Annotated in this window: 15 protein-coding genes; 11 read left to right on the forward strand and 4 right to left on the reverse strand. The window is 62.5% G+C overall.

Annotated features, from left to right (window positions below):
- Positions 1-4: 4 nt before the first annotated feature.
- The 6 genes from FFI16_RS09680 (at position 5) to FFI16_RS09705 (ending at position 4632) form a co-directional block, all read left to right on the forward strand.
- A complete protein-coding gene (locus FFI16_RS09680) occupies positions 5-484 on the forward strand; it encodes a YbjN domain-containing protein (protein ID WP_138815088.1) in 480 nt (159 codons plus the stop codon).
- Complete coding sequence (locus tag FFI16_RS09685) at positions 481-1422, forward strand: peptidylprolyl isomerase (protein ID WP_138815089.1); 942 nt, start codon at positions 481-483, stop codon at positions 1420-1422. Before FFI16_RS09680 ends, FFI16_RS09685 begins: the two co-directional genes overlap by 4 nt.
- A gap of 53 nt (positions 1423-1475) precedes the next feature.
- Complete coding sequence (locus FFI16_RS09690; protein ID WP_138815090.1) at positions 1476-2456, forward strand: LysR family transcriptional regulator; 981 nt, start codon at positions 1476-1478, stop codon at positions 2454-2456.
- Between the two features lie 89 nt (positions 2457-2545).
- Positions 2546-3100 carry a histidine phosphatase family protein gene (locus FFI16_RS09695; RefSeq protein ID WP_138815091.1) on the forward strand — a complete coding sequence of 185 codons (555 nt, stop codon included), beginning with the start codon at positions 2546-2548 and terminating at the stop codon, positions 3098-3100.
- A gap of 45 nt (positions 3101-3145) precedes the next feature.
- Positions 3146-3901, forward strand: a complete 756-nt coding sequence (cobF, locus tag FFI16_RS09700; RefSeq protein WP_138815092.1) for a precorrin-6A synthase (deacetylating) — start codon at positions 3146-3148, stop codon at positions 3899-3901.
- An 11-nt stretch (positions 3902-3912) separates the two neighbouring features.
- A complete protein-coding gene (locus tag FFI16_RS09705; protein ID WP_138815093.1) occupies positions 3913-4632 on the forward strand; it encodes an alpha/beta hydrolase in 720 nt (239 codons plus the stop codon).
- A 129-nt stretch (positions 4633-4761) separates the two neighbouring features.
- Here FFI16_RS09705 and FFI16_RS09710 read toward each other — a convergent pair whose 3' ends face one another.
- Positions 4762-5319 (reverse strand): hypothetical protein, encoded by a 558-nt coding sequence (locus FFI16_RS09710; protein WP_138815094.1) that lies wholly within the window; start codon positions 5317-5319, stop codon positions 4762-4764.
- Between the two features lie 72 nt (positions 5320-5391).
- Positions 5392-7200 (reverse strand): monovalent cation:proton antiporter-2 (CPA2) family protein, encoded by a 1809-nt coding sequence (locus FFI16_RS09715; protein ID WP_138815095.1) that lies wholly within the window; start codon positions 7198-7200, stop codon positions 5392-5394.
- Positions 7201-7502: 302 nt separating this feature from the next.
- Here FFI16_RS09715 and FFI16_RS09720 point away from each other — a divergent pair, with 302 nt between their 5' ends.
- From FFI16_RS09720 to FFI16_RS09735, 4 genes are all read left to right on the forward strand, one after another.
- Complete coding sequence (locus FFI16_RS09720) at positions 7503-20174, forward strand: autotransporter-associated beta strand repeat-containing protein (RefSeq protein ID WP_138815096.1); 12672 nt, start codon at positions 7503-7505, stop codon at positions 20172-20174.
- Between the two features lie 215 nt (positions 20175-20389).
- Positions 20390-20755 (forward strand): type II toxin-antitoxin system RelE/ParE family toxin, encoded by a 366-nt coding sequence (locus FFI16_RS09725; RefSeq protein ID WP_138815097.1) that lies wholly within the window; start codon positions 20390-20392, stop codon positions 20753-20755.
- Complete coding sequence (locus FFI16_RS09730; RefSeq protein ID WP_138815098.1) at positions 20748-21053, forward strand: XRE family transcriptional regulator; 306 nt, start codon at positions 20748-20750, stop codon at positions 21051-21053. The genes FFI16_RS09725 and FFI16_RS09730 overlap by 8 nt, the downstream gene beginning before the upstream one ends.
- A gap of 19 nt (positions 21054-21072) precedes the next feature.
- The gene (locus FFI16_RS09735; protein WP_138815099.1) at positions 21073-21969 is read left to right on the forward strand and encodes a LysR family transcriptional regulator; all 897 of its coding nucleotides are present in this window, start codon (positions 21073-21075) and stop codon (positions 21967-21969) included.
- Here the strand turns inward: FFI16_RS09735 and FFI16_RS09740 are convergent.
- The gene (locus FFI16_RS09740) at positions 21959-22360 is read right to left on the reverse strand and encodes a RidA family protein (protein WP_138815100.1); all 402 of its coding nucleotides are present in this window, start codon (positions 22358-22360) and stop codon (positions 21959-21961) included. The two genes, FFI16_RS09735 and FFI16_RS09740, sit on opposite strands and share 11 nt — an antisense overlap.
- Before the next feature lie 81 nt (positions 22361-22441).
- On the reverse strand, positions 22442-23314 hold the full coding sequence (locus FFI16_RS09745; RefSeq protein ID WP_138815101.1) for an EamA family transporter: 873 nt from the start codon (positions 23312-23314) through the stop codon (positions 22442-22444).
- 99 nt (positions 23315-23413) lie between these two features.
- Between FFI16_RS09745 and FFI16_RS09750 the strand changes: the two genes are divergently transcribed.
- Positions 23414-24196 (forward strand): helix-turn-helix domain-containing protein, encoded by a 783-nt coding sequence (locus tag FFI16_RS09750; RefSeq protein ID WP_138815102.1) that lies wholly within the window; start codon positions 23414-23416, stop codon positions 24194-24196.
- The last annotated feature ends 67 nt before the right edge of the window (positions 24197-24263 follow it).

Below are 24263 nucleotides of genomic sequence, written 5' to 3' on the forward strand. Positions count from 1 at the left end.
CACTATGAGCGATGTTCAACTGATCACCAGCGTCACCCCGCAAAGCCTCACCGAGCTGCTGCAGGAAGCCGGCTACCGCGTTAACCAGACCGAACAGAACGGCATCGTGCAACTGCTCAGCGCCAGCCAGGGCATCGGTTTTGCCGTGCGTTTTGGTAACGCGGCGACCGAGCAGGGCAGCTACGTGGACTTCACCTACAGCTGCGCGCTGCGGGTACAAGGTGAGCTGCCCAAAGGGCTGGCCGAGGTATGGAACGCCTCGCGGCGCTTTGCCCGCCTGTCGTTGCAGGGTGAGTTTTTGTTGATGGAAATGGACGTGGTGGTGGCCGGTGTGGGCGCCGCGCACCTGCGCAGCCAGCTGGAACTGTGGGACCGCTTGCTGCAGGAATTTATCGTGTACCTGCGTGATTACAGCCAGCAAGCCGCGCAATTGCAGGCCCAGGCTGCCGCGGCGCCGGTGGATGAAGAGGCGCCTGTCCTGTGAAAAAACCAACCCTGCTGGTCGGCGCCGGTGCGCTGACATTGCTGGTCGTGGCGGTAGGGTTGAGTCTGCGACCGGGTGCTGACCCGGTCGCTGCTCAGCAGCCGGCGCCGGGCGTGACCACCGAAGGCGCAGGCCCGGCGGTGGCGCGTCTGGGCAACCAGCAGATCGGCCTGCCTGAACTGCAAAGCGTGATGGCCAGCTTACCGGCTGAAACCCGCGAACAATTGCGCGGTAACCGTGGCGCGCTGGAAGCCTGGATACGTTCACGCCTGGCGCAAAAGGCCGTGCTCGAACAGGCGGATGCCCAGGGCTGGCGTCAGCGCCCGGAGGTGGAACAGCAGACCCGCGCCGCCACCGAACAGATTGTGTTCCGTGACTACATGCTGTCGGTCAGCCAAGTGCCGGAGGGCTACCCCAGCGCGGCTGAATTGCAGCAGGCCTACGACAGCGGCAAGGCCCAATGGGTGACGCCGCCGTTGTACCGGGTCAGCCAGATTTTCCTCGCTGTTAATGATCCGCAAAACCTCGACAGCGTGCGCCGTCAGGCCCAGGAACTGAGCCGCAAAGCCCAGGCTGCACCGGCTGAATTTGCCGCGCTGGCCACGCAATATTCCCAGGACCCTGGCACCGCTCAACAGGGCGGTGACTCCGGCTTGCAGCCGTTGCAGCAACTGGTGCCGGAAGTGCGCGGCGTGGTCTCGCGGCTCAAGGTCGGCGCGGTGTCGGATGCGCTGCAAAGCGCAGCGGGCTTCCATGTGCTCAAGCTGACCGGCCAGCAGCCGGCACGCACCGCCAGCCTTGATGAGCTGCGCGAACGTCTCACCCAAGCCTTGCGTGCTCAACGCCAGGAACAAATCGCCAAGGCTTACCTGGAAGGCATGCTCAATACCGCGACCTTGAGCATTGACGGTGCCGCGCTGAACAAGGTGCTGGAATAACTCCGGCCTGCCTTCGCACTGGATGCATCGACCGACACGACAGGGAGTCTCCCATGGCATATCTAGAACCGTCCGGCCCCCAGGGGGCGGCAGCTTATCGCGCGCCAAACGAGCCGCGCAGCGCCTGGCTGGCCCTGGCCGCAGAGATCGAGCCGGAAGTGGTGCGGTACTTTTTGGTCAGCGCGCGGTGTGGCTGTTTTATGCAGGCTGCGCGCAGCTTGAATATCAAGGCCACGCTGCTGCGCAAGCGCCTGGCGCAGCTGGAAGAGCAACTGCGCCGTTCACTGTTCAGCTATCAAGGCAATGGACTGGAGCTGAGCCGTGACGGCCTGCAACTGCAAGCGCAACTGGTGGGCCTGGCCCGCGAGCGGCGTGTGCCGGTGATGGTGCAACAGCCGCTGATACGCCTGGCCGTTGCCGAGCCGATCCTGCATGACGTTCTTGGCCGCGACCTGATCGCATTGTTGCGCCGCAATGCCAGTGTACGTCTGGAAATCATCTCCATTGACAGCCAATTGTCGTTGCAGGCGGTGGATGTGGACGTGGTGTTATGGCTGTCGGATGCCGACGGGCCGGTGCCTGGGCCGAGCTTTGCAACCGAACCGCCACGGCGCCTGGCGCTTTTGCAGTATTTGCCGCATATCGCCAAGCGCTATTCGCGGTTAACCACGCGCCCGGACAGTGTGGAAGACCTTGACGACTACATGCTGGTGCAATGGCAGCCGGATGAGCAAGTCGAGGCATTGCAGCCCTGGAACAGCGTGGTTGAGCAGCGCTTGGCGGCGGTGGTGAAAGTGCAGGCGTATTCGTTGATGCTGGAGATGATTCGTTGCGGCGCGTGCATTGGTCTGCTGCCGCATTACATGGGCAGCTTCGACCGTGGGCTGGTGGCGTTGCCGGGGTTGATGGGCGAGACCATGCAGCGCCAGGTGTGGCTGGCGGTGAATGCGCAGGTGCATGATGCCGAGGCGGTGCGGATGGTGGTGGAGCTGATTGTGGGCACGTTTGAGGGGCGGCGGGAGTGGTTTGATTGACGAGCTGCTGAGCACCGCGCGGCATCCTGTTTCATGTGTGTTGTAATATATTGAGACAACCCCGCCGCCACGGAACAGAGTGAAGTGTGATGCAGGCCACCCGTTTGACCTTGATTTGCCATGCCGTCACACCGCTGCAAAAGCACGGGCGTTTTCCCGATGACGAGTCTGTCGCGATGGGTTGGCAAGATGCGGCGCTATCCCTGGCCGGGCGTTTCAAGAAAACCCTGCGGTTAGTCAGCGCGCCCGAGGCCAGAACCCGTCAGACCGCGGGCCTGTTCGGTGCCGATGCGCAGATCGACAGTGCCTTGCGTGATGCTGATTTCGGCACCTGGAAAGGCCAGGCCATCGATCAGTTGGCCCCCGAAGCCTTGGCAGCCTGGATGAGCGACAGCACCGCCGCACCCCATGGCGGTGAATCGGTAGAGCAGCTCTGCACGCGGGTTGGGCACTGGATCAAATCCCTCGAAAGCCACCCCGGCCATGTCGTGGCCGTCACTCACCCTTTCGTGATACGCGCCGCGATGCTGTACGTCCTGCAGTTTCCCATCTCGATGTTCTACCGCATCGACGTCGAGCCTCTGTCCGCCACCGAGCTGCGCTTTAACAATGTTTGGCGCCTGCGCCTGGAAACTCACGCCTAGTGCCATGAACATGGCAAAATCCACGCCCCGCAATGAGAGCACCCCATGAAACGCATCCTGATCATCGGCATTGGCGCCGGCAACCCTGACTACATCACGATGCAGGCCGTAAAGGCGCTGAACCGCACCGACGTGTTTTTCCTGATGGACAAGGGCCAGAGCAAAGACAAGCTGATCGACCTGCGCCGCGAGATCTGCGAAACCTACATCACCGAGCCCGGTTACCGCTTTGTCGAGGCCGACTGCCCCGAGCGCGTGCGCGGTGATATCGACTACACCACCGCCGTGCAGGATCTGAACCGCGACAAGCAGCAGACGTTCGAGCGCATGATCAACGAGCACATGGCTGACGGTGAAGTGGGCGCTTTCCTGGCCTGGGGCGACCCGGCGCTGTACGACAGCACCATCCGCATCCTGCAGGCGATCCTGGCCAGCGGCCGTTGTGTGTTTGAGTTCGAAGTGATCCCCGGCATCACCAGCGTGCAGGCCCTGGCGGCCCAGCATAAGGTGGCGCTCAACCGCATCGGCCGCTCCATCGAGATCACCACCGGGCGCCGGTTGGCGGCGGGGCAGGCGAGTGATGCCGACACCTTGGTGGTGATGCTCGATGCCGAGGACTCTTATCGAACTGTGGCCGACCAGGATATGGATATTTACTGGGGCGCCTACCTGGGCACGCCGGATGAAATTCTTATCAGCGGCAAAGTCAGCGAAGTGGCCGACAAAATCCAACGGGTGCGCAAGGCGGCGCGCCTGGAGAATGGCTGGATCATGGACACGTATCTGTTGCGCAAACCTTGAGGTTGATGCCCATGTTCAAATTGTTCGCCCTGGCGCTGGCGTTAGTCGCCGGTGCCGCCCACGCTGATAATGCCTTGCACACGGACTTGCCGTTGCCCTACCTGGAGCAGACGCAAAGTGACGCGCGCAATCAGCCGTTGGTGATCTTCCTGCATGGATTTGGCAGTAACGAGGAAGACTTGTTTGGTATCAAGGACGCGTTGCCGTCCACCTGGACCTATTTGTCGGCCCGCGCGCCGATGCCGGTGGACCCCAGTGGCTATCGCTGGTTTGCCAGGAAATCCGGTGAGGGTGATTACGACGGCGAGACGGCGGATTTGCAGCGCAGCGCCCAGCTGATTGAAGACTTTGTCAGCAAAGCCACGGCCAAGTACCACACCCACAGTGATCGGGTGTTTTTGGTGGGGTTCAGCCAAGGCGCGATCATGGCGTATGAAGTGGGCTTGCGAAAGCCTGCGCTGGTGCGCGCAATTGCGGCGTTGAGTGGCAGCGTGTTGCCGGTGCTCAAGGCTGAGCTCAAGCCTGATGAGTCATTGAAGCGCCTGGCGATTTTTATCGGCCATGGCACCTTGGATCAGGCGCTGCCGTATACGTCGGCCACCCGTGCCAATGAGGTGTTGCTGGGGCTGGGGTTGAAGCCTGAGTTTCATGGGTATATGGGCATGCCGCATACCGTGAGCGAGGCGGAAATACAGGACCTCAAGGCCTGGCTGGAAAACACTTTGAAGTAAATGAAGATCAAAATGTGGGAGCGGGCTTGCTCGCGAATCCGGTGTGTCAGTCAATTCATCTGTAACTGATCTACCGCATTCGCGAGCAAGCCCGCTCCCACATTTGATTTTTGTTGTCTCTTAGTTGGGTTACTTGCCGCCGGTAATCTGCTTCACCAATTCTGCATGCCCCTTCACGTCATCCGCCCGCGAAATCGCCTGGATCACCAGCAAATGGTTGCCCGAACCGCCGAGGAACGTGGAGTTCAGGGTCTTGCCACCGCCCTGGGTCGCCGTGCTGTCCACCTGGCGCAGGCCCAGGCCTTTGAAGGTCAGCTTCTTCTCGTTTTGCTTCTTGAAGTCGGGCAGGGCCGCGCTCTGGTCCTTGACGAAGTCAGCCACGGCGCCATCAAGGAACTGCGGGTCATTGTCCTTGATGCTTGCCCCGTCGTTACGCACGGTTTCAGCGACGATCACCACACTTTTCGTGGTCGAGTTGGCGTACAGGGTGCCTTGGGTGTCGGCGGTGCCATCCTCGACCTTACCGGTCGGCAGCGTGTCGGCGACGTAAGCCTTGGGCAGGTTGAAGGTGAACTTGCCGCCCAAGGTCGAGATGGTCTGTGTGGCAGCGGGCTTGCTCGCGGCGAACACGCTACCGGCGCTAAGCGCAAGGGCCAGCAGGACGGCGGTCTTGGTGAAAGTGGCCATGAAGCGCTCCAGGGATGAACGAAATTGCGGCGTATTCTGTCAGAAATTTCGCCATATCGTTCACCCATAAGCTCACACCTTGTCGGACTCCTCCTCGATCCGGTCCATCTCAAACAGCCGCGCCAGTTCCGTGCGGGCTTCCTGGGCCGATTGCAAGACTTTGGCCGCGTCGTCATACACCGCATGTTGAGCGGCGAGTAACTGGTGGTCGTGGTTTTTGAAGCGATCGATGCGCGCATCGGCCTGGGCCTGGCTCAAGCCGAGGCCGACCAGGGTGCGGCGGCTCATTTCCAGGCTGGAGTAGAAGGTCTCGCGCACCGGCGAGGCGTCCAGGTCGACCAGGCGGTGAACGTGCTGGCGGTTACGTGCGCGGGCGATGATTTTCATGTGCGGGTAGAGGCTGCGCACGAGGGCGGCGGTCTTGATGTTGATTTCCGGATCGTCCATGGCGATCACGAAAAACTCGGCCTGGTCGACCTTGGCCGCATGCAGGATTTCCGGGCGCTGCGGGTCGCCGTAGAACACCGGCATGCCGCCGAAGCTGCGAGTCAGCTCGATGGTTTCCACCGAGGTGTCGAGGGCAATGAACGAAATGTTCTGCGCGCGCAGGATCCGCGCGACGATCTGGCCCATTCGGCCCATGCCGGCGATCACCACGCGTGGCGCATCGCTTTCGATGGTGCGGTATTCCTCCGGCACCTCCACGGTCTTGGCCTTGTGTTTGAACAGCTTGGGGCACACCAACAGCAGCAGCGGCGTCACGGCCATGGACAGGGTGATGGTCAGCACCAGCACATCGTACAGGTGCGGCTCGAACAGGCCCTGGTCGCGGCCGATCTTGAACACCACAAAGGCGAACTCACCGCCTGCCGCCAGTACCACTCCGAGGCGCAAGGCGCTTTCGCGATTGAGATCCCCCACCATTCGACCCACGGCGTACAGCAGCGGCAGTTTCAAGCCGATCAACAGCAGGGTCAGACCGATCACCATCAGCGGCGTGCTGAGCAGCAGGCTGAGGTTAGCGCCCATGCCCACACTGATAAAAAACAGACCCAGCAGCAGGCCCTTGAAAGGCTCGATCTGGGATTCCAGTTCGTGGCGGTACTCCGAGTCGGCCAGCAGCAGCCCGGCGAGGAACGCACCGAGGGCCATGGACACACCCACCAGTTCCATCAGCCAGGCGGTGCCGATTACCACCAGCAGCGCAGTGGCGGTGGACACTTCGCGCAGGCCGGTCTTGGCAACGATGCGAAACACCGGACGCAGCAGGTAACGCCCGCCGATGATCACCACGGCGATGCTGCCCAGAATCTGCAGCACGTGTTGCACGCCTTGGGCTTCGGTGGTCGGGTGATCGCTGCCGGCCAGCAGCGGCACCATGGCGATCAGCGGGATCGCCGCGATGTCCTGGAACAGCAGGATGGCAAACGCCAGGCGCCCGTGGGGCTGGTTGAGTTCCTTGCGTTCGGCCAGGCTTTGCAGGCCAAACGCCGTGGAGGACAGCGCCAGGCCCAGGCCCAGCACGATCGCGCTGTTCCAAGGTTGGCCAAATAGCCACAACGCCACCACGCCCATCACCACACCGGTGAGCACCACCTGAGCCAGACCGACGCCGAACACCGCCTTGCGCATCACCCATAAGCGTTTGGGCGACAGCTCCAGGCCGATGATAAACAGCAGCAACACCACACCCAGTTCAGAAAACTGCGCCACGCTCTGCGGGTTGCCCACCAGGCCCAGCACCGACGGGCCGATGATCACACCGGCAAACAAATAGCCCAGCACGGCGCCCAATTGCAGGCGCTTGGCCAAAGGCACGGTCAGCACAGCGGCGAGCAGGAACACCACGGCTGCTTGTAACAGGTTGCCTTCATGGGGCATTGAGATCTCCCGGATCTTTAGAGCGAATCGACAGGGCGCTATTAGAGCTTTTTTTACATTTGGAAACTTGTATTTATGTCGCGACAGTCAATGGATTCTGGCTGTAATCCCATTCTTACGCGGCGCTTACGAAAGTATTAATACCATTTAATTCAATGACTTTTCTGTAGGTCTACTACCGTTTCGACAAATTGGATCAGTTGTCACCACGGTCAGGTATCTCGAATTCGATGCGTGTGGGTCAATCAGGTTGAGCTTCTACGCATACATGGATGAAAGGCTTGGACCACAAGGAGTTGAGCGTGGATAGAAGACTTGCTACTGCCGTTGTACCTCGTATTTCTGCGCTTTCACTTGCGATCCGCCTCGGCGTAGCGGGTCTGGTGATGGGCCTTGCAAGCCCGCAAGCGATGGCGGCCTGTTCGCCCGCAAGCCCCACGGCGGGCGCCACGGTGACGTGCACGGGGGTGCCGTCGTTACCGCTGTTTCTGAATACCTTCTCCAGTGCCGTGAATAATCTGACGGTCAACGTCAACCCCGGCGCGCAGCTCAATGCAACGTTGGGCGGCATTGCGTTGAACCTGACCGGTAACAACACCACACTGAACAATTCCGGCACCATCGACCCGGCGCTGCTCGGGCTTGTATCCGTGCTCAGTGGCGGTGTGGTGGTAGGGAATACCGCGGCCAGCACGGTGAACATCACCAACACGGCCACCGGGATCATCCGCGGTACTGGCGCGTTGCTGGGGCTCAACCTGGCTTCGTTGAGTGGTGCGGCGCTGAACGTCACCAATGGCGTCGGGGGCACCACCAACCTCACCAACGCCGGCACCCTGGGGTCCAGTTCGTTGCTGGGGCTTTCGTTGTTTGCCTCTGACACGCCAGTGGTCGCCGTGCAGGGTGGCGGCCAGGTCAACATGACCAACAGCGGTACGCTCACCGGGCGGGTTGCCTTCGAGACGTCCGCTGCGGGTAACACGTTCGTCAACACTGGGATCATTTCCGGCGGCGTGTCGATGGGTGCCAACAGCACTAACACCTTTACCGCGGTGACCGGGTCGAGCGTGTCCTCGGGCGGCGGTATTGGCCTGAGCCTCGGCGGTCTGATAGGTGTGAACCTGACGTTTGCCCCCACCGGCCAGGTGGATGGCGGCGCAAACGGCAGCAACACCCTGATCCTGCAAAACCCCGGCGCCACCGGTAGCAGCGGCACCGGCACAGCGTCCAGCGCCACCTATGTCAACTTCAATAACCTGACCATCAATGGCGGCACCTGGACGCTGCAGGGGCCGTTGGTCAGCGGCAGCACCACGCTCAATGGCGGCATTTCGCAGTTCGATAACAGTGCGACGTTCGGTACTGGGGCAATCACCGCCAATGGCGGGATTATCGAGGCAACGGCCAACAACCTGACGCTGGCTAACTTGCTCACGCTGGGTACCGGCGGGCTGACCGTCCAGGGCGCCAATACCGGGCTGACCCTGGGCGGCGTGCTCTCGGGCACTGGCGGCTTGACCAAGGCGGGCACGGGGCAACTGATCCTCAATACCGCCAACACTTACACCGGCCCCACCACGCTGTCCGGCGGTTCGGTTCAGTTGGGCAATGACCTGGCGCTGGGCAGCGGCGCTGTTAACGTCACGGCGGCAACCACCTTGCAAGCGCCCGGTACCGTCAACCTTGCCAACGCGCTCACCCTTACCGGCAACCTGATCACCGATGTGGCCGGTACGCTGAACCTGAACGGCACCCTTACCGGCAACGGTGGGCTTACCCAGAGTGGCGCGGGCAGCCTGACGCTCAATGGCATCAACACCGGCTTCAGCGGCGCCACCAGCCTGGGCGCCGGCACTCTGGTGCTGGGCAATAACAATGCCTTGGGCAGCGGCAACCTGAATGTGACGGGCACTGCCAGCCTGAACACCAGCGGCGCCTCGTTACTGAACAACAACGTGGTCTTGACCGGCGATCTCAGCCTGGTCAACGCCAACCCACTGACCTTGAGCGGCGTGATGTCCGGCGTTGGCGGCCTGACCAAAACCGGCGCGGGCCTGCTGACCCTGGCCGGCAACAACACACGCAGCGGTGTAACGTCGCTGAATGCCGGCGGCTTGCTGCTCAGCTCCAACACTGCTCTGGGTACGGGCGCGCTGAACACGGCTGCGGGCACTTCGCTGGATACCACGACAGCGGTCACGCTCGCCAACGCGGTCAACCTGACCGGCGCCCTGACCTTGGGCGGCAGCCAGGCACTCGGCCTAGGCGGGGTGATTTCCGGCGCGGGCAGCCTGAACAAAAACGGTACCGCCGGGTTGACGCTCAGCGGCGCCAACACCTTTACCGGCGACACCAACCTCAATGCCGGCACCCTCACGCTGGGCAATAACACGGCCCTGGGGGTTGGCGGCACGTTGAACACCGCTGACAACACCACCTTGGATTCCAGCGCAGCCTTGATCGTCAACCATGCGCTGAACCTGACCGGCAACCTGAATATTGCCGGTAGCAATAACCTCGGCCTCACTGGCGTCGTCGGCGGCACCGGCGGCCTCACCAAGACCGGCGCCGCGACGTTGAACCTCAACGGCGTGAACACCTTCCAGGGCGGTACCACGCTCAGTGCCGGCACCTTGAGCGTTGGCAACAACGCCGCACTGGGCACTGGTGCATTGAATGTGACCGGCGCTGCGGCGCTGGACAACGGCGGTGGGGTCAACCTGGCCAATGCCATCGACCTGGGCGCCAACCTGGCCCTGGTCGGCACCAACCCACTGACATTGAGCGGCGTGATCAGCGGCACTTCGGCGCTGATCAAAAACGGCGTGGCCAATGTGGTGCTCGGTGCCGCCAACACCTATCAAGGCGGCACGCTGTTGAACGCCGGCGGCCTCACGCTGGGCAACGCTGCGGCACTGGGCACTGGCGCACTGACCGTGGCGGGCACGGGCAGCCTGGACAGCACTGCGGCGCTGAGCCTCAACAACGCAATTACCCTGAATGCCAACCTGACGGCGGGCGGCACGAATGCGCTGACCCTCGGCGGGGTCATCAGCGGCGCAGCCGGCCTGATTAAAAACGGTGCGGCCGACCTTGTGCTCAACGGTGCCAATACCTACACCGGCCCCACTGCGCTGAATATCGGGACGCTGGTGGTCGGGTCTGACACGGCAATCGGCACCGGCGCATTGAACGCGGCGGCAGGCACCACGTTGCAAAGCGGTGCAGCGGTGAGCCTTGGCAACAACGTCAATCTGGGCGGCAACCTGACCATCGCCGGTGTGAATCCACTGACCCTGGGCGGCACGGTGGCCGGCGTCGGCGGCCTGATCAAAAACGGCACGGGCGACCTGGTGCTCAACCACGCGAACACCTACCTGGGCAACACGGCGTTGAATACCGGCAAGCTGGTGGTGGGGGCGAGCGGCGCGCTGGGCGCCGGGGCGTTGAATGCGGCAGGCGGGACCACGCTGGATGCCAACACGGCTGCCACGTTGAACAACGCAGTCAATCTGGCCGGCAACCTGGGCATCAGCGGCACCGCCGACCTGACGCTGGCCGGTACGATCAATGGCGCTGGCAGCCTGACCAAAAACGGCGCCGCCAACCTGTTACTCAACGGCCCCAACAATTTCCTCGGGGGCACCACGCTCAATGCTGGCACCCTCACGGCTGGCTCCAACTCAGCCCTGGGTCTGGGTAACTTGACGGTTGGCGGCGCGTCGACGCTGGACAGCAGCGCGGCATTCAACCTGGGCAACAACGTTGTGCTCAACGCCGGGTTGACCGTAGGCGGTACCAATAACCTGACCCTGGCGGGCGTGCTCAATGGGGCTGGGCCGCTGACCAAAAATGGCCTGGCCAACCTGACCCTCAACGGCAACAACACTTTCAGTGGCGGCACCACGCTCAACGCCGGGTCCTTGACCCTGGGCAACGCCAATGGCCTGGGCAGTGGTGCCTTGACCGTCGGCGGCGCGGCGACCCTGGACAACAGCGCGTCCTTTGGCCTCGGCAATGCCATTGCGCTGAACGCTGACCTCACAGTCGCCGGCAACAACGACCTGAGCTTCAACGGCGTGGTCAGTGGCGCTGGCACCCTGATCAAAAATGGCTTGTCCGACCTGGCCCTGGCCGGCAACAACACCTTCACCGGCGCCGTGGACGTGGTCTCCGGCAGCCTGACACTGCTCAACGCCAATGCCTTGGGCAGCACCTCCGGGGTGAATGTGAGTGCGGGCGCCGGGGTCAACCTGGGCGCCGACGTCGGCCTGGCTGGCTTGAGCGGCAGCGGTAGCGTACAACTGAGTGGCGCCAACACCTTGACCGTCGGCGGGGTCAACACCACCAGTACGTTTGATGGAGACTTGAGTGGTACAGGCGGGCTGATCAAGGTCGGCACCGGCACTCTTAACCTTACCGGCATCAATGGCGTCACTGGCAACACCGCGATCAATGCGGGCACCTTGAACCTCAGCGGCTCCCTGGCCAGTGCCCAGGTCAATGTCAACAACGGCGGTACGCTGACCGGTACCGGATCGTTATTGGGTGCGTTGAATGTCAATAACGGCGGCCATCTGGCCTTGAGCAGCGGCAATACCCTGTCGGCCGGTGCGCTGAACATGGTCGCCGGTGGCAACCTGGATGTCGCCCTCGGTGCGCCATCCCTCACGTCCTTGCTCAATGTCGGCGGTAACGTGGCGCTCGCCGGCAACCTGAACGTCACCGATGCCGGTGGTTTTGGCGCGGGTACCTATCGCCTGATCAACTACACCGGCGGCCTGACCGGTGGGCTGACGGTAGCCGGTGTTCCCGTGGGTTATGGCCTCGGCGATCTGCTGGTACAAACCTCGGTCGGCAACCAGGTCAACCTGGTGGTGTCGGCGCCCCATATCCGCTTCTGGGACGGCAGCCAAGCTATCGCCAATGGCGTGGTGGATGGCGGCACTGGCCTCTGGACGGCAGGCGGTACCAACTGGACGTCCGCCGATGGCCTGACCAACTCACCGTGGGCCAGCGGTTTTGCGGTGTTTACCGGGGCGGCGGGCACCGTCACTGTGCAAGGCCCGCAAGCCTTCACCGGCCTGCAGTTTGCGACCGATGGCTACAACCTGGTCAGCGGTGTGGGCGGGCAATTGACCGCGATCAATGGTGGCTCCGGCAATGTATCGATGCGTGTTGATCCCGGCGCAACTGCGACCATTGGCGTCAATATCGATGGCGCCGGCACCCTCAACAAGCTCGACACCGGTACCCTGGTGCTTAACGGCACCAACACCTACACCGGCGGCACCTTGCTTAATGGCGGTACGCTTATCGTCGGTAGCAATACGGCACTGGGCGGCGGCCTGTTGACGACAGCGGCCGGGACGACACTGGACAGCAACGCGGCAATTACCTTGGACAACACGCTGCTCTTGAACGGCGACACCACTGTCGCGGGCAGCAACGCGCTGACCCTCAATGGTGTGATCAGCGGCGCTGGCGGCCTGGTCAAAAACGGCGCGGCCACTTTGACCCTGGGCGCGAGTAACACCTTCCTGGGGCCGGTGGCCCTCAATGCAGGTGGGCTGATCCTGGCCGCCAACAATGCCTTGGGCGCTGGCGTGTTGAATGCAGCAGGCGGCACCACGCTGGATGCCAGCACGGCGATCACTGTTAATAACGCGATCAATCTGGCCGGCAACCTGGGTATCGGCGGCACGGCTGAGCTGACCTTGGGCGGTGCAATCAATGGTGCCGGCAGCCTGACAAAAAATGGCGCAGCCAACCTGATCCTCAATGGTGCCAATACCTACCTTGGCGGCATGACGCTGAACGCGGGCACCTTGACCCTGGGTAACAACCTCGCGCTGGGCCTGGGCAATCTGACTGTCGGCGGCGCGTCGACGCTGGATAACAGCAGCGCGCTGAGCATCGGCAATGGTGCTGTGCTGAACGCGGCCTTGACGGTGGCAGGCAACAATGACCTGACTCTCGGCGGCCTGCTCACCGGCACTGGCACGCTGATCAAGGACGGCGCTGCCAACCTGACCCTCAATGGCCCCAACGTCTACAGCGGCGGCACGACCCTCAATGCGGGTACTTTGACCCTGGGCACCGCGACAGCGCTCGGGACGGGCGCCTTGACGGTGGGCGGCGCGGCCAACCTTAGCAATGGCACGCCACTGGTGCTGGCCAATGCGGTCAACCTCAACGCCAACCTGACGGTGGGCAGCCTGAATAACAACCTGACGCTGGCGGGTGTGGTGGGGGGCAGCGCCAATCTGATCAAAACCGGCACTGGCGACCTGGCCCTCACCGGCAACAACACCTTCTCCGGCCTGTTCGATGTGCAATCCGGCAGCCTGACCACCGTGGGCAATGGCGCGCTGGGCGCAGGCGCCGGGGTCAACCTGGGCGGTGGCACGCAATTGAACCTCGGCGGTTCGGCCAGCCTGGGTGAACTCACCGGCAACGGCGTGGCCGTTGTCGGCACCGGCAGCACCTTGAGCGTTGGCAGCAATAACCTCGACAGCACGTTCGGCGGCGTACTCGCCGGGCTGGGCGGTCTCAACAAAATCGGCAGTGGCGCCTTGACCCTCGGCGGCCTCAGCGTGTTGACCGGTGACACCCAGGTCAACGCCGGCAGCCTGCTGGTCAACGGCTCGCTGGCCAGTGTGAACGTGGGCGTGGCCAGCGGTGCCACCCTCGGCGGCACCGGCAGTGTGCTGGGCAGTGTGAACATTGCCGATGGCGGCCACCTGGCCGTCAACTCGGGCAATACCCTGACGCTCGGCTCGCTGGTACTCAATGCCAACTCCAACCTCGATGCCGGGCTCGGCGCACCTTCTACCGGCGGCACGGCCCTGATTCATGTGGGCGGTAACCTGACGCTGGACGGCACCCTTAATGTCAGCGATATCGGTGGCTTTGGCCCTGGTATCTACCGGTTGATCGACTACACCGGCGGCCTGACCAACAACGGCCTGCAACTGGGCAGCCTGCCGGTGAATATCCCGGCCAGCGACCTGGACCTGCAAACGGCGATCGGCAACCAGATCAACCTGCTGGTCAACGGCAACACCACCGTACAGTTCTGGGACGGTAGCCAGACTACCGGGAACGGCAGCATCGAGGGCGGCAGCGGTACCTGGACAACCGCCGCCACCAACTGGACAGGCGTGAACGGTTCCTTCAACGCCGCCTGGACCCCGAACAGCTTTGCGGTCTTCCAGGGCACGGCGGGAACCGTCACCGTCGACGGCGCCCAAGCGATTACCGGCATGCAATTCGTCACTGACGGCTACAACGTGGTCGGCGGCACGGCGGGGGCCTTGACCTTGTTCAACGGCACCGGTGGCAACACCGCCGTGCGCGTTGACCCGGGTGCCACCGCTACCTTGGGCGTCACCCTCAATGGCGGCGGCACTCTGGCCAAGCTGGATGCGGGCACCTTGGTACTCAATGGTGCCAATACCTACACCGGCGGCACCGCGCTCAATGGCGGTACGTTAGTGGTCGGTAATAACAGCGCCTTGGGCAGCGGTGCGTTGACCACGTCCAATGGCACCACGCTGGACAGCAATGCCGCTGTAATCCTGGCGAATGATGTGAACGTCAACGGCACGCTGACGGTCGGCGGCAGCAACGCGCTGACTTTGGCCGGCACTGTGGCCGGTACCGGCAGCCTGATTAAAAATGGCATCGCCAGCCTGACCTTAAGTGGCAACAATACCTATGCAGGACCAACTGCACTGAACGCCGGCGGGTTGATCCTGGCCTCTAACACTGCGCTGGGCACCGGCGCGCTGAATGCGGCGGCAGGCACCACGCTCGATACCAGCAGTGCAGCCACCCTGGCAAACGCCGTGAACCTGGCGGGCAACCTGGGCATTCTCGGCAGCGCCGACCTGACCCTTGATGGGTTGGTCACCGGGGCTGGCAGCCTGGCTAAAAGTGGGGCGGGCAACCTGACACTCAACGGCAACAATGCTTACCTCGGCGGTACGCAGTTGAACGCAGGTGGCTTGGTACTGGGCAATGGTTCGGCACTCGGCACCGGCAGCCTGTCCGTCAACGGCGCAGCGACGCTGGATACCAGTGCCGCAGTGACGCTGGGCAATAACACCACGCTCAATGCTGCGCTGACCGTAGTGGGCAGCAACGACCTGGCGCTTGGCGGTGTGGTCGATGGCAGCGGGTCGCTGATCAAGAACGGCAACGCCAACCTGGCCCTCAACGGCGCCAATACCTACAGCGGCGGCACCACCCTCGCGGCCGGTACGCTGACGGTCGGCAATGCCACGGGTCTGGGTTCCGGCGCCTTGACCGTCACTGGCGCAAGTACGTTGGACAACAGCGTGCCGCTGGTACTGGCGAACGCTGTCAACCTGAACGCTGACCTCAGTGTGGCCGGCAACAATAACCTGGCCCTGGCCGGTGTGCTGGCGGGCAATGCGGCGCTGATCAAAAATGGCGCGGCGGACTTGCTGCTCAGTGGTAGCAACACCTTCACCGGCCCACTCAATGTGCTTGGCGGCAGTGTGACCACCGTGGGCAACGGCGCGCTGGGCAACACCTCCGGCGTCAACGTCGGCAGCGGTGCCAGCCTCAACCTGGGTGGCAATGCCAGTCTCAATACCTTGGCCGGCAACGGTGCTGTTCAAGTCGCGGGCGGCAGTACGCTGGCGGTGGGTGGCAGCAACCTTGATAACACCTTCGCCGGTACGCTCAATGGCGCCGGTAACCTGGATAAAAACGGCAGCGGTGTGCTCAACCTGAGCGGCACCAATGGCATCAGTGGCGCCGCCAACGTCAATGGCGGCACCTTGAATGTCAGCGGGTCGCTGGCCAGCGGCACAGTGGCGGTGAACAGCGGCGCGACGCTTGGCGGTATTGGCTCATTGACGGGCGCGGTAACGGTGGCCGATGGCGGGCATATCGGCCTGACCTCCGGCAGCACGCTGTCGGTGGGCTCGCTGGTGCTGGGCAATAACGCCAACCTGGACGTCGGCCTCGGTGTGCCGGTGGTGGGCGGTGGCAGCGGGCTGCTGAATGTCGGCGGCGATCTGACCTTGGGCGGCAAGCTCAATGTCACTGATATCGGCGGCTTTGGCAGCGGCGTCTACAACATCATCAACTATGGCGGGGCACTCACCAATAATGGCCTGGCCCTCGGCACGTTGCCGGGCAGTGTGATTCCGGGTGATGTGCAAGTGCAGACGGCCATCAGCAACAAGGTCAACCTGCTGGTTACGGCGCCCAATACTACTGTGCAGTTCTGGGACGGCGCCAACCTGATCGGCAACGGCGCTATCGACGGCGGCAACGGCACCTGGAGCACGGGCGCCACCAACTGGACCAACGTTGACGGCACCCTGAACCAGAACTGGAACAACAGCTTTGCAGTGTTCCAGGGCACAGCGGGCAACGTGACGGTTGACGGTACGCAAAACATCACCGGCCTGCAGTTCGTCACCGATGGCTACAACCTGGCCTCGGGCACGGCCGGCGTGCTCAACCTGGTGAATGGCGGCACCGGCAACACGGCGATCCGTGTCGACCCGAACGCCACCGCAACCCTGGGCGTCACCCTCGGCGGCGCCGGCACCCTGGCCAAACTTGACACTGGCACCTTGGTGCTTAACGGCAACAACACCTACACCGGCGGCACCGCGCTCAATGGCGGCACCTTGGTGGTTGGCAGCAACAGTGCGCTGGGCAGTGGCGCACTGACGGCGGCCGACGGCACCACTCTGGACAGCAACGCCGCCGTCACACTTGGCAACGCGGCGGTACTCAATGGTGCACTGGCCATCGGTGGCAGCAATGCGCTGACGCTTAACGGCGGTATCAGCGGCAATGGCAGCCTGCTGAAAAAAGGCGCGGCAACCCTGACCCTCAACGGCGCCAACACCTACAGCGGTGGCACCGGCCTGAATGCCGGACAACTGATCCTGGGCAATAACGCCGCACTGGGCAGCGGCGCACTCACTGTGGGCGGCGCTGCGGCGCTGGATGGCAACACCGACCTGCAACTGGCCAACGCCATCAGCCTGGGCGGCCCGCTGACCCTGGCCGGCAGCCATGACCTGGCCCTCAACGGCGTGGTCAGCGGCACCGGCAGCCTGGTGAAAAACGGCAACGGCGCGCTGCTGTTGACCGGCGCCAACACCTACAGCGGCGGCACCACTCTTAACGGTGGCACCACCACCGGCAACACCAACAGCCTGCAAGGCGCGATAGCCAACAATGCTGCCCTGACCTTCGAACAGGGCACCGATGGCACCTACACCGGTAACCTCACCGGCGCAGGCGTGCTGAATAAAACCGGCACCGGCGCGTTGCTGTTGAGCGGCAATAACACCTTCACCGGCAACACTAACGTCAACGCCGGCAGCCTGCTGGTCAACGGCAGCTTGAACAGCGCAGCGGTGCAGGTGGCCAGCGGCGCAACCCTCGGCGGCAGCGGCAGCCTGGGCGGCGCGGTGACGATGGCCGATGGCTCGACCCTCAAGGCAGGTGCGGCAACACCTCTGTCGGTGGGTTCGCTGGCGTTGTCGTCGGGTACCGCCCTGGACTTCGCCCTCGGCGCACCCGGCGCGTCCACCACGGCGGTGAATGTGGCGGGTAACCTGACCCTCGACGGCACCCTCAACGTTACCGATGCCGGTGGCTTTGGCCTCGGCGTTTATCAACTGTTCCGCTACGGCGGCGCCTTGACCGACAACGGCCTGACCCTCGGCTCGCTGCCGGTCGGCCTGGGCAACCTGAGCCTGCAAACGTCGCTGGCCAACCAACTGAACCTGCTGGTGCAAACCACGCCAGGGCAAATCCAGTTCTGGAACGGCGGCACCACCAACCCGGACGGCACCATCACTGGCGGCAGCGGCACCTGGGGCCCAGGCACCAACTGGACCGATCCAACCGGCACCCAGGGCCAGGTGTCGAACAACCAGTTCGCCGTGTTCGGCGGGCAGGGCGGTACGGTCACCGTGGTCGGTAACCAAGGCTTTACTGGCCTGCAATTCCTTGACCCTGGTTACACGCTGACGGCAGGCGCAGGTGGCACGTTGTCGCCAACCGGTACCGCAGTGGTGCGTGTCAATTCGGGCGTCACTACCGAAGTGGCCGCGCCAATCGTGGGGGCCGGGGCGATCAACAAACTTGATGCCGGCACCTTGCTGTTGACCGGCGCCAACACCTACTCCGGTGGCACTACCGTCAGTGGCGGTACGCTGGCCGGTAACACGCTGAGCTTGCAGGGTCGCATCCTCAACAATGCGCAGCTGCTGTTTGTGCAACCCACTAACGGCACCTTTAATGGCGTACTGAGCGGAACCGGCAACATCACCAAACAAGGCGCAGGCGCGCTGTTGCTGACCGGCAATCAGCCGTTCAGCGGCACCGTGGCGGTGGACCAGGGCGTACTGCAAGTCGGCAACGCGGCCAACCCAGGCACGGTGTTCGGTGGGCAGGTGAGCGTCGCCAACGGCGCGGGCCTGACCGGCAACGGCAGTGTCGGCGCGTTGGTCAACAACGGCAGCGTCACACCTGATAACGGCAAGCTGACGGTGGCTGGTAACTTCACTAACGGCAGTACCGGTGCGCTGAATCTGGTGATCACGCCTTCGGTGACCAGTTCCCTGGCCGTGGGTGGGACGGCGAACCTGGGCGGCAGCCTGAATGTGGTCAACCTGGCGCCGTACGCCGGCCCGGCTACCTACACGCTGCTCACGGCGGGCGCGGTGAACGGTACCTTCAGCACCACCAACCTGGAGAACCTGGCATTCCTCAATACCGCGTTGAACTACAGCCCGACTCAGGTGGCGCTGGCGGTTAGCCGCAACAACGTCAGCTACGCCAGCGTGGCTGCTACCGGTAACCAACGTGGCGTGGCCGCCGCGTTGGACAGCGGTGCTGCGGTGGGTGGCGCAACGGTGCAGAATGCGCTGCTCAACTCCGATGCCGCCGGGGCGCGTGCCGCCTTCGACAGCTTGTCCGGGGAGATTCACGCCAGCACCGCCAGTGCCATGCTTGAAGACTCACGTTACGTGCGGGACGCTGTCAACGAGCGCTTGCGCCAACCGGGCTGCTACCGCGAAGACGACCCACGCAACAGCCTGGCGCCCAGCGAAAACCGCCTGAGCAGCGCCGGTTGCCACGGCGAGATGGTCGGCTGGATGCGCGTACTGGGCACCTGGGGTCACATGGGCGGCGACAGCAACACCGCCAAACTGGACCGCAACCTCGGCGGCTTCCTGCTCGGCACCGACAAACAAGTGGATGACGCCTGGCGCGTCGGTGTGGCCGCCGGCTACACCCGCAGCGACCTGGACGCCAAGCGCCGCAGCTCCAGCGCCGACGTCGACAGCTACCACTTGATGGCCTACACCGCGTACCAGCAGGAAGCCTTCGCCGCTCGCATGGGCGTGGCGTACAGCTGGCACGACATCGAAAGCAAACGCGACGTGGCCGTAGGTGGCGTGGGCCAACGCCTCAAAGCCGACTACAAAGCGCGCAGCGCACAAGTGTTCGGTGAAGTGGGCTACACCATTGAAACCGGCAAGGTGGTGGTAGAACCGTTCGCCGGCCTGGCCTACGTCAACTACGACAGCGACACCCTCAAGGAAAAAGGCGGCTCGGCGGCCCTGCGCGGCGATGCCGATCAGGACGTGACCTTCTCGACCCTGGGCGTGCGTATCGGCCAGACCATCACCCTGGGCAACGGCTCGAAAATCACCCCACGGGGCAGCATCGGCTGGCGTCATGCCTTTGGCGACACCAAGCCGGATGCCGACCTGAGCTTTGTCAACGGCGGCGCATCGTTCAGCACCCAAGGTGTGCCGATCGCCAAGGACAGCGCGGTGGTGGAAGCAGGCCTGGACTACCAGATCAGTCAGAACGGCAAGTTGGGCCTGGGCTATTCCGGCCAGCTGTCGCGCAACGATAAAGACCATGCGATGACGATCAGCTTCTCCCTCGGTTTCTGATCAAAGCCGAGTACTTTTAACCGCCCGAAAGGGCGGTTTTTTTTGGGAAATATTTCTTAACGCTATTCGATCTTTGGCGCAGGTGGCCGGGTTGTTGCCCTGCGTCTGGTCAGAAGGATGTACAAACAATTTCGCCTGGAACCCGACTGGCAATACTGCCTTGTCCGAATCTAAAGTATGCCCTTGAGTTTATATTCCTTAGGTGGCATATTCGCATGGACTGGGACGTTGAATACACGGATGAATTCGCACAATGGTGGGATGAGCTGGGCGCAAAGGAGCAAGTCTCTGTGTCTGCCAGCGTTGATCTGCTGGGGCTTTTCGGGCCTGGGCTGGGCTTCCCCCACACCAGTGATATCAAGGGTTCCCGGCATGGCAACCTGCGGGAACTGCGGGTCAAGCATGCCGGCCGGCCCTATCGAGTGCTGTATGCATTTGATCCCAGGCGCTGCGCTGTCCTGCTGATCGGCGGCGATAAATCCGCCCACTCCAGGTGGTACGAGGTACATGTGCCCTTGGCGGAAAATGTGTACGACATCCATTTGCAAACATTGCGTAAAGAGGCCCGTAACCATGGCTAAAAAATTCGCTGAACTTCAAGCGCGCATGACCCCGGAGTCGCGTGCCGAGGCCGAGCTACTGTTCCGCCAGCACCTCAAGGAAATGCCCCTGCACGAGCTGCGCAAAGCCCAACAGCTGAGCCAGGAAAGCCTGGCCAAGGCGTTAAATATCAACCAAGCGGCGGTTTCCAAGATGGAGCGGCGTACCGATATGTACATCAGCACGCTGCGTGACTACATCCGGGCAATGGGCGGTGAATTGGAAATCATCGCGACGTTCCCGGATGGCCAGGTCAAGATCGACAACTTCGCTCACTAAGTCACAGTGGACCACCCCGATGAATCAGCTCCTGGCCATGCGCGCCTTCGTCCGTGTTGTCGACACCGGTTCATTCAGCCGTGCATCCGACCAGTTGGCGCTGCCACGCTCCACCGTCAGCAAACTCATCACTGACCTGGAAAAACACCTGGGCACCCAGCTGATGCACCGTACCACCCGCGCTCTGGCGCCCACGCTTGAAGGGCTGGAATATTACAGTCATGCGCGACGGCTGGTGGCTGAGCTGGATGAAGTGGACAGCGCCGCACGCGGGCAGATCCTAAGGCCCGGTGGGCACCTGCGCGTGGACGCACCGGCCTCGTTTGCCAACTGCCTGCTGATTCCGGCGCTGGTGGGCTTTCATCGTGAGTACCCTGATATCACCATCGCCTTGGGCATCAGCGACCGTGCGGTGAATATCGTCGGGGAGGGCGCCGATTGCGTGATTCGTGCTGGCAAGCTGGAAGACATGGCGATGATCGGGCGCAAGGTGGCCGACCTTGAATACCTGACCTGTGCGGCGCCCAGTTACGTGGCGCGCAGGGGCTTGCCGAATTCGCCTGAAGACCTCGTAAACAACCACCTCAAGGCCGGCTATTTTTTTGCTGGGTCGGGCAAGCCGGAGCCGCTGATTTTTGAGCAGGGCCAGCAACGTATCGAGGTCAACGACTACGCCTTTTCAACTAACGAAGGCAACGGCCTCAAGGAAATGCTGCTCGCGGGCCTTGGTGTGGGGCAGCACTTCAAATCGATCGTGCAGTACTACCTCGACACCGGCCAGTTGGTTGAGGTGCTGCCGGGTTGGTCACGCCCGGCCACGCCTTTGCATATCCTCTACCCACCCAACCGCCATCAAAGTGCACGGCTCAAGGTGTTTACCGAGTGGGTGATCCGCACGTTTGGGGTCAAGGAATAATCGCGGTGACGCGTATCTCCACGCGCATGGTTGGCAGTCCCAGGGCCTCGACGCCGATTTGGGTCCAGATCGGCGCATGGTTGGGCATATAGCGCCGGTATTGCTCGACCATTGCTTCGTTGACCTCAGGTGCAAACCCGCCCACATGGTAGGAGTTGACGTGAATCACATGCTCCCAACCCGCGCCGGCGGTCGCCAGGGTGCGGTCCAGGTTGTGAAAGGCCTGGGCGATTTCTTCGCTGAGGTCGGCGGGGATCTGCAACTCATCGTCCCAGCCGCCCTGGCCTGACGTTTCTACGCGGTTACCGACTTTTACCGCTTGGGAATAGTGCAGGTGTTTGCGCAGGGTATCGCCATAACCCGGGGTGACAAAAAATTCAGGCGTGCTCATGGTGCTTCCTCGGTTCAGTACTAGACCTGACGGAGGCTAGTGGAGCGGATGCGCGAACAGAATCCCGATTTTTTGGTATGACTATCTATAGGTGTGCACAATCGGTTTGCGATACAGCCCGACTGCCAGGCCAATGATGATGACGGCGATGAAAATCAGATTGGCTGTGGAAACACGCTCACCCAGTATCAACATCGAACTGGCAATGCCGAACACCGGAATCAGCAGCGACAGCGGCGCTACCGTGGATACCGGGTACGCCTTGAGCAAGGTGTTCCAGCCCCAATAGGCAAAGTGCGTGGCCAGGTAAACCTGAAACAGCAGCGACCCTACGGCGGTGAGGTCGAGGTTGGCGGGGAGGCTTACGAACGCCGCGTCGCCGTGCACCCACCAGGCCATCAGGAACAGCGGGATTGGTGGAAACAGACTGGCCCACACCATGAACGAAAAAATTTCCTTAACCCCTGACGTCTTGATAATGACGTTACCGATGCTCCACGCCAGTGCGCTGAACACAATCATCAGCACGCCGAGCACGGCGTGTTCGCCTTGCTGGTTGGCGATGATCCCGGCTAATCCAATCAAGGCCAGAAAAGCTCCGGCCCACTGTGCGCCGCGAATTTTCTCCTTGAACAACACACAGCCCCAACCCAGGGTGAAAAACACGCTGAGCTGGATGAGCAAAGAGGCAATCCCCGGGCTCACCCCAAGCTGGATGCCATAGTTGATCACCCCCCACATACCCAAGCCGAAGATCACGCCATAGGCCGCCACATAACCGAATGGCACGGCGGGGCGCTTGATGAAGAACACCCACGGCAAGGCGGCGAGGGCAAAGCGCAGGCCGGTGAGTACAAACGGGTCGATGGCCCGCAGGCCCAGTTTGGTGATGGGAAAATTCAGCCCCCAAGCCAGCGTGACCAACAGGGCAAGTGCCAGGTGTTTCTTGTGCATGGACGTTCCTTTGAACCGGTTGCTTCAAAGGGGTGAATGCTACGGCTCAGGCGTATGGCCCGCTTGCTATGTCAGGTCATACTTTGACAAGATCGGGCCATGATTCCGACCTTTGACGATAACGACCCCGAAGCGCTTGTGACCCTGCGTAAATACCCGTCCGGCAGCGTGTTTGCCCGGCATACGCACCCGCGCGGCCAGTTTGCCTATGCCTCCACCGGCGCGTTAAGAATGTTCACCGACCTGGGCAACTGGGTGGTGCCGCCGCAGCGGGCCATCTGGGTCCCCGGTGGCATTGCCCATGAAATGCACATGCGCGGCGATGTGGTGATGCTCAATACTTACCTTGATGCACAAGCGGCCGAGCGCGCAGGGTTGCAGGGCCACTGCCAGGTGTTCGAGGTGTCGCCACTGCTCAGGCATCTTTTGGAAGCCGCGTTGACGTGCGGGGCATCGGCAACGTCCGAGGTGCGGCGGCACTGCGTATTGACGCTGTTGATCGACGAAATCGGTACGCTGCCGGCCTTGCCCCTCAGTGCGCCGTTGCCCGCTGAACCGCGCTTGGCACAGGCATGCCAGCGCTTTCTGGACGCGCCCGCGCAAACCGTGTCCCTCGATCAAATGGCGGGTTGGTCGAGCATGAGTCGGCGGACCTTTACCCGGCATTTCCAGGAAAGCACCGGCATGACCTTCGTGGCCTGGCGCCAGCAAGTCTGCCTGCTGGAGGCCACCGCGCAACTCAGCCACGGCGCTTCGATCACCGAGGTTGCGTTTGCATTGGGCTTCAGCAGCCCCAGCGCCTTCACCGCGGTGTTTCGCCGGCACCTGGGCGATTCCCCGGCGCGCTACCTGGCCAAGTCCAAGGCCGTGTCATTGTTCTGAAAAACTCACACGCTGGTCAGGATTCACCTTACAGGCGGCCCTGCTTTGTTACTATCGCCGCCCACCG

It is taken from the genome of Pseudomonas sp. KBS0710 (genome assembly GCF_005938045.2).
In the GTDB taxonomy this organism is placed as follows: Bacteria; Pseudomonadota; Gammaproteobacteria; order Pseudomonadales; family Pseudomonadaceae; genus Aquipseudomonas.